General features: G+C 43.3%; 3 protein-coding genes. All 3 read right to left on the bottom strand.

Annotated elements, in window-relative coordinates; translation table 11 throughout:
• Window positions 1-755: 755 nt before the first annotated feature.
• Window positions 756-1,394 (bottom strand): HAD family hydrolase, encoded by a 639-nt coding sequence (locus DBR11_RS22135; RefSeq protein ID WP_108554790.1) that lies wholly within the window; start codon window positions 1,392-1,394, stop codon window positions 756-758.
• Between the two features lie 24 nt (window positions 1,395-1,418).
• A complete protein-coding gene (locus DBR11_RS22130) occupies window positions 1,419-1,874 on the bottom strand; it encodes an RpiB/LacA/LacB family sugar-phosphate isomerase (RefSeq protein ID WP_108554789.1) in 456 nt (151 codons plus the stop codon).
• A 10-nt stretch (window positions 1,875-1,884) separates the two neighbouring features.
• Window positions 1,885-3,338 (bottom strand): transketolase (locus DBR11_RS22125; RefSeq protein WP_108554788.1); only part of this gene is annotated, 1,454 nt, incomplete at its 5' end.

Raw genomic sequence — 3,338 nt, 5'->3', positions numbered from 1 at the left:
TGATTTTTTTTCGAGATGTTATATCCTTATTTGTTTTGTTCTCAAGAGCTCTTATTCCCCGTTTTATATAGCACTTCGCAAAGGGCGCGAGTCCGGGAAGGCGCAGAACATGAGCGCGTAGTATTGATTTTTTTTCGAGATGTTATATCCTTATTTGTTTTGTTCTCAAGAGCCCTTATTCCCCGTTTTATATAGCACTTCGCAAAGGGCGCCAGTCCGGGGAAGGCGCAGAACATGTGCGCGTAGTATTGATTTTTTTTCGAGATGTTATATCCTTATTTGTTTTGTTCTCAAGAGCCCTTATTCCCCGTTTTACATAGCACTTCGCAAAGGGCGCCAGTCCGGGGAAGGCGCAGAACATGAGCGCGTAGTATTGATTTTTTTTCGAGATGTTATATCCTTATTTGTTTTGTTCTCAAGAGCTCTTATTCCCCGTTTTATATAGCACTTCGCAAAGAGCGCCAGTCCGGGGAAGGCGCAGAACATGAGCGCGTAGTCAGGAAAGTAGCATTGATTTTTTTCGAGGTGTTATATCCTTATTTGTTTTGTTCTCAAGAACTCTTACCCCTAAAATCTGCACCCAGCATGGATCCCCCCCAGCTAAGCGCCATATAAAAAATCAATATTACTCAGAGAGGACCTCAGGGCGCCTTGCCACAAGAGCGCAGCGGGGCAAGGAGTCCAGTCCTCGACGAGTAATATTGATTTTTTCAACAAGCTTATGCCCCCTTTACATTCCTTCGATAATGCATAACTTATTTTTTGTTTTCAACTTTTAACGCTTCCAAAATCTTTTTCGTCGATTCAAAGCTCGTATGTTGAAAAGCCTTGATCCCTAAACGCTGTGCAACCTGCACAAACATAATGCGATCATCAAAATACACACACTGCGAAGGCACAGCCTGCGCAATACCCATGGCAAGTTGAAAAATACCAGGATCAGGTTTTCTCATTTTCACTTCACAAGAAGAAATAAAAGCATCAAAACACTCATGGAGTTTGAATTTCTCCACGCGGTAATCATTCAGTTCCTTCCCTTCGTTATTTACAGAGATCACCCTAAACCCACAATCCCTCTTCCACTCCTTCAGCCAAGCCAGCATCTCTGGCAGCTCCTGCGACTGGCTGTAAATGAATTCCTTAAAATCCTCCCTTAGAAACTCCCTCGGATGATTAAAAATAACCGTATCCAGGTATTCATCAAGCGTTATTTTACCGATTTCATACACGTTAAAGATAAAATTATGAAGCGCATTCACCTCCTCATAATCCAGCCCAAATTTTTCTGCAGCCAACTTACGGGACTCATGCCCCCAACCATTAGTCAAAAGTATACCACCAACATCAAAAAACAGAATCCTGATATCGGTATTCTTTACATAGGGATTATCCATTTAACCTATTCATTTATTATGTGATCAATTTAAATTTTCTTTTTCCAAAACACGCACCTTTTCAAGTCTTCGCTGATGCCGGTCAGCACCAGAAAATTCTGCCCGTAAAAAAGCCAGGACCAATTCCTCAGCCGCCACATAACCTGTAATCCGGCCACCCAGGCAAATGATATTCAAATCATCATCCTCTACCCCCTGATGCGCCGAAAAATGCTCCGTAATCAAAGCAGCGCGGGCACCGGCAATCTTATTGGCTGCTACAGAGGCACCTACTCCACTACCACAAACCGCAATACCTCTGCTCAATTTCCCTGCTGCTACGGCCTGAGCCAGGGGCACAATAAAATCAGGATAATCATCAGATGCATCCAGTTTATAAGCCCCAAAGTCTTCTACCTCATAGCCCAGAGGCTTCAAATAAGTAATCAACTGCTCTTTTAATTCAAAACCACCATGGTCAGCTGCTATTCCAATTTTCATCTGTTCAAATTTATTTCTTTAAAAGTCCTTTAGCTTTTTCTACCACATGATCTACGGTAAAACCAAATACCTTATACAAATCCGCTGCAGGAGCAGATTCTCCAAATGTTGTCATTCCTATAATATCACCCTCATCTGTAACATATTTATGCCAGCCCAGCGGCGAACCAGCTTCAACTGCAAGACGTTTCCTAAGCGCCTTAGGGAATACACTTTCTTTATAGGCTGCGCTCTGTTTTTCAAACAATTCCCAGGAAGGCATACTCACCACCCTGGCCGCAACCCCCTGTTTCTCCAGTACCACCTGAGCATCAAGTATTAAACTCACCTCAGAACCTGTAGCAATCAAGATCAATTCAGGAGATTTTACATCAGATAAAATATAAGCGCCTTTTTCCAGACCTGTTGCCGCACCATATTTCTTCTGGTCCAGCACAGGCAGGGCCTGACGCGTCAACACCAACACCACCGGCCCATCCGTATGTTCCACTGCTACCCGCCATGCCTGAGAGGTTTCGTTTGCATCTGCCGGACGGATCAGTGTGATATTCGGAATTGACCTTAGAGAAATCAACTGCTCAACCGGCTGATGCGTTGTGCCATCCTCTCCCAATCCGATACTGTCATGTGTATACACAAAAACAGGCCTGATTTTCATAATCGCCGCCAGGCGGATGGGAGGTCTCATATATTCAGAAAAGATCAAAAAGGTAGCACCATAGGGAATAAGGCCCTTGGTCAAAGCCATTCCATTCAGAATAGATCCCATCGCATGTTCCCGTATCCCAAAATGGAAATTACGGCCATCTCTCTTTTCTGAAGTAAAAGAATCATATTCTTTAAGATTTGTATCTGTAGAAGGTGCTAAATCAGCTGCTCCCCCAATCAATCCCGGCAAATCTGCCGCAATTGCATTCAATACTTTACCAGAGGCCTGACGGGTAGCCAGTTGATCACCGGCTGCAAATACAGGCAATTTACTTTGCCAGTTCTTGGGCAACTTTCCTTGCAATACTTCCTCATAAGCCGAAGCAAGCTCAGGAAACTTTTCTTTATAAGCCTTAAACAGTTCATTCCATTCCTTTTCCAGTTTTGCACCCTTTTCACCTGCCTCATGATAAAAACGCAATACCTCGTCTGGAACATAAAAAGATTTATCGGGATCAAAACCAAAAAATTTCTTCACCAGTTTCACTTCATCAGCACCTAAAGGAGAGCCATGTGAACCTGCAGTATTCACTTTATTTGGACTGCCATAAGCAATCTGGGTTCTCACCTTAATCAAAGAAGGCCTCTGCGTTTCTGCTTTAGCGTTTCTCACCGCAATTTCAATCGCATTGATGTCGTTCCCATCCTCCACTACCTGCACATGCCAGTTATAAGCCTCAAACCTTTTGGCCACATCCTCCGTAAAAGCAATATCCGTACTGCCTTCTATAGAAATATGGTTATCATCATATAAAT

Source organism: Pedobacter sp. HMWF019, assembly GCF_003061025.1.
GTDB lineage: Bacteria > Bacteroidota > Bacteroidia > Sphingobacteriales > Sphingobacteriaceae > Pedobacter.
Note: the sequence above shows the minus strand (reverse complement) of the source record. Positions and strands in the feature narration are given on the sequence as shown.

Bases quoted from the DNA above. Each gene is read 5' to 3' on its own strand.
- DBR11_RS22130 (WP_108554789.1), bottom strand. From the start codon at position 1,874: ATGAAAATTGGAATAGCAGCTGACCATGGTGGTTTTGAATTAAAAGAG.
- DBR11_RS22135 (WP_108554790.1), bottom strand. From the start codon at position 1,394: ATGGATAATCCCTATGTAAAGAATACCGATATCAGGATTCTGTTTTTT.